Source organism: Microbacterium sp. 13-71-7, from assembly GCF_002257455.1.
Lineage (GTDB): Bacteria > Actinomycetota > Actinomycetes > Actinomycetales > Microbacteriaceae > Microbacterium.
In genome coordinates, this window is the sequence record NZ_NCKN01000294.1 from 1 (window position 1) to 4,295 (window position 4,295).

Sequence of the window (4,295 nt, forward strand, 5' to 3'; positions counted from 1 at the left end):
AGCGTGCGTCGCGCGCGGTCGATGCCACCGAGCGACGGTTCTCGTCCACCGAGGACGCCGCGATCGCCGCGCTCCGCAAGACCTCCGAAGGCGAGGCCGGGCAGTGACCGTCGTCGCGATCACCGGCCAGATCCGCTCCGGCTCGTGGGCCAGCGGGCTGCCCGCGCAGGGTCCCGGCGGCGGCTGCACGGACATACCCGGCTTCGCCGGATTCCTCCTCGGGCACGTCGCCCCGCTCAGGGAGTGGTTCGACGGTCTGCTCGGAGACCCGGGGACGGTCTCGGCGTTCGCCGGCCGCTGGGAGGACTCGGAGCAGGCCCTGAACGCCCTGGCGAACGATCTGCGCGCGGCGGACCGCGCTCTCGCGCAGCTCGACGGGCGCACGGTCCGCGCGCTGCACGCCCGCTATCGCGACCTCATCCCCACGGCGCAGGACGCCGCCGAGTGGACCGGCGCCACGGCGGCCGCCACCCGTCTGGTGTCGCAGCTCGTGCAGGCGGCCCGGGATTTCATCTGCGACTTCCTGGGTGCGCTGAGCCGCTTCGCGCAGAGCCTGTTCCACTTCACGCTGAACCCGCTGAAGAAGCTCGACGACATCAAGCGCTTCGCGGAGTCGGCCGCCGAGTTCGTCGCCGCCGGCGGCCGGCTCGTCAAGGACCTGACGAGCGCGATCGGATCCCTCGTCACGCTGCTGCAGAAGCTCGGTCCCCTGATCGCCGAAGGGCTCGAGAAGCTCAAGGACGTGCTCGCCGACATGGCCCCCTACGCCGGGATCCTGACCGGGGGCCCGCTGCTCGGAACGATCTTCGGCAACGTCGCGCACGACTTCCTGCACTCGGACGCAGGGGTCGAAGAGCTGGATCCGTCCACACTCACCGGCGACAAGCTCAAGGCGTGGAACAACGCGAACTCGGTGACGCAGCTCGACTCGCTCGCCGACCTCGTCGCGGTGAACGGCACGACGGACGCGATGGGCGGCGAGGACGCGACGGCCATCGACATCAAGAAGGTCATCGGCCCCGACGGGAAGGAGCACTGGATCGTGTCGCTCCCCTCCACACAGGCGTGGGAGTTCACCGGGCCCAGGGGCGCGATGAACGACCGGGACAGCAACGTGGCGCTCATGCTCGACAATCCGCTGCTGAAGACGCAGTACGAGCGCGCCGTGCTGCAGGCGATGAAGAACGCGGGCATCCCGCAGAACGCTCCCGTCGTGCTCACCGGTTTCAGCCAGGGCGGGATCATGGCCGCGAATCTCGCGTCGGACCCGTCGTTCCCCTACAAGCCGATCGGCGTCGTCACCAACGGCTCCCCCATCGACTCCTTCACGGTTCCCTCGCACGTGCCCGTCTACGCGTTCCAGCACGCGACCGACGTCGTCCCGATGCTGGACGGGACCGTCGCGCGCGTCCCCGGCGTGCCCGGCATGCCGTCCCTCGGGGTCCCGGGGATGCCGGGCGTCTCGGTCGGCGGCTCGAACGTGCACCAGATCACGCTGCCCGACCCCGGCGGAGAGCACCTCTTCGGCGCGCACAACAACACGCTCTACACCCAGAGCGTGAAGAACTGGGAGCAGGCGAACAACCCCGGCGACCGTCTCGGGATCGCCGGTCTCGGCGGCACGGTGGTCGAGCACCAGGTGTACACGACGCACGAGTGACCGGCCGCCGCGCAGCGGGGCCTGCGGGCGGCTCGCCGCTCCGACCCCGGCTAGACTGTCCGGAACCCCACACTCAGGCACGCTCACACGGTGCCGCACACATCGCACGAGGAGATCCATGTCGTCGTTGAACGCGATTCCCGACAAGCCCGCGCTGGAAGGCCTCGAAGCGAAGTGGGGTGAGCGCTGGTCGACGGACGGCACGTTCCTGTTCGACCGGATCCGCGCCGCCCAGACCGGGCGCGAGGGCGTCTACTCGATCGACACGCCCCCGCCCACCGCGAGCGGCAGCCTGCACATCGGCCACGTGTTCAGCTACACGCACACCGACATCAAGGCGCGCTTCGAGCGCATGCGCGGCAAGAACGTGTTCTACCCGATGGGCTGGGATGACAACGGCCTGCCCACCGAGCGCCGCGTGCAGAACTACTACGGCGTGCGCTGCGATCCGTCGCTCCCCTACGACCCCGACTTCACGCCCCCGTTCGAGGGCGGAGACAACAAGTCCTCCCGTGCCGCGGACCAGCTGCCCATCAGCCGCCGCAACTTCATCGAGCTCTGCGAGAAGCTCACGGAAGAGGACGAGAAGCACTTCGAGGCGCTGTTCCGTCAGCTCGGCCTGAGCGTCGACTGGACGCAGACCTACCGCACGATCTCGAACGAGTCGATCCGCCAGAGCCAGCTGGCGTTCCTGCGCAACATCGAGCGCGGCGAGGCCTACCAGTCGCTCGCGCCGACCCTCTGGGACGTGGACTTCCGCTCCGCGATCGCACAGGCCGAGCTCGAGGACCGCGACCAGCAGGCGTCGTACCACACCATCGATTTCCCGTTCGCGGACGGATCCGGTCACATCACGATCGAGACGACGCGTCCCGAGCTGCTGCCCGCGTGCGTCGCGATCGTGACCCACCCCGAGGGCCCGCACAAGCACCTGATCGGCACGAAGGTGCGCACGCCCTTCTTCGACGCCGACATCGAGATCCACGGGCACCACCTCGCCCAGCCCGACAAGGGGACGGGAGCCGCGATGGTCTGCACCTTCGGCGACGTGACCGACATCGTGTGGTGGCGAGAACTGCGCACGACGGACGGCCGGGACCTGCCGAACATGACCACGATCGGCCTCGACGGCCGCTTCCTGCCCGACGCCCCCGCTTCGGTGCGCGACACGGACGCCGCCGGCTGGTACGTCGAGAACATGGCAGGGAAGACGGTCTTCTCCGCGCGCAAGGCGCTCGTCGAGAAGCTCCAGGAGACCGGGGCGATGACCGCGGTCGGCAAGCCGTTCAACCACGCCGTGAAGTTCTTCGAGAAGGGCGACCGCCCGCTCGAGATCGTGTCGACCCGCCAGTGGTACATCCGCAACGGCGCCCGCGACACGGACCTCCGCGATCAGCTGATCACCCACGGCACCGAGCTGAACTGGCACCCCGAGTTCATGCGCGTGCGCTACGAGAACTGGGTGGGCGGCCTGACCGGCGACTGGCTGGTCTCCCGGCAGCGCTTCTTCGGCGTGCCGATCCCGCTCTGGTACGCGCTGGACGAGAACGGCGAGCGCGACTACGACCGCGTGCTGACGCCCGATCACGCGAGCCTGCCGATCGATCCGACCAGCGACGTGCCGGCCGGCTACACGGCCGAGCAGCGCGGCGTGCCCGGTGGCTTCGACGCCGAGGCCGACATCCTGGACACCTGGGCGACCTCCTCGCTCACCCCGCAGCTCGCGGGCGGCTGGGAGCGCGACGCCGAGCTGTGGGATCTGGTCGCGCCGATGGACCTGCGTCCTCAGGGTCAGGACATCATCCGCACCTGGCTGTTCTCGACCATGCTGCGCTCGACGCTCGAGGACGGCCGCGCCCCCTGGCGAAACGCCGCGATCAGCGGCTTCATCGTCGACCCCGACCGCAAGAAGATGTCCAAGTCCAAGGGCAACGTGGTCACCCCGGCCGACATCCTCGACACGCACGGATCCGACGCAGTGCGCTACTGGTCGGCCTCCAGCCGTCTGGGCGCCGACGCCGCCTTCGACCCGCAGAACCCGACGCAGGTGAAGATCGGCCGCCGCCTCGCGATCAAGATCCTCAACGCGGCGAAGTTCGTGCTGTCCTTCCCCGTCCCGGAGGACGCCGAGATCACGCACGCGCTCGACGCGTCCATGCTCGCCACCCTGGACGGCGTGGTGCGCGACGCGACGGCCGCGTTCGAGAACTACGACCAGGCCCGCGCGCTCGAGATCACCGAGGCGTTCTTCTGGACGTTCTGCGACGACTACCTCGAGCTCGTCAAGGAGCGCGCCTACGACCGCACGGACGTGGGCCAGGCCTCCGCGGCGCTCGCCCTGCGCCTCGCGCTCTCGACCCTGCTGCGCCTGCTCGCCCCGGTCGTGTCGTTCGCGACCGAGGAGGCGTGGAGCTGGTTCGAGGACGGCTCGGTGCACACCGCGGCCTGGCCGGAGCCGCGCGGCGGCGAAGGCGACCCCGCGATCCTCGCGACGTCGAGCAAGGCGCTGATCGGCATCCGCCGCGCGAAGACCGAGGCCAAGGCTTCGCAGAAGACCCCGGTGTCGTCTGCGACGATCGCCGCCCCCGCCGCCGACATCGCGGCGCTCGAGGCCGCGGTCGACGATCTCCGCGCC

Annotated in this window: 2 protein-coding genes; both read left to right on the forward strand. The window is 69.8% G+C overall.

The window, feature by feature from the left end; all coding sequences use genetic code 11:
• Positions 1 to 103: 103 nt before the first annotated feature.
• Complete coding sequence (locus tag B7X32_RS18960; RefSeq protein ID WP_292723271.1) at positions 104 to 1,660, forward strand: hypothetical protein; 1,557 nt, start codon at positions 104 to 106, stop codon at positions 1,658 to 1,660.
• A 118-nt stretch (positions 1,661 to 1,778) separates the two neighbouring features.
• The coding region (gene valS, locus B7X32_RS18965) for a valine--tRNA ligase (RefSeq protein WP_292723273.1) at positions 1,779 to 4,295 on the forward strand (2,517 nt) is incomplete at its 3' end.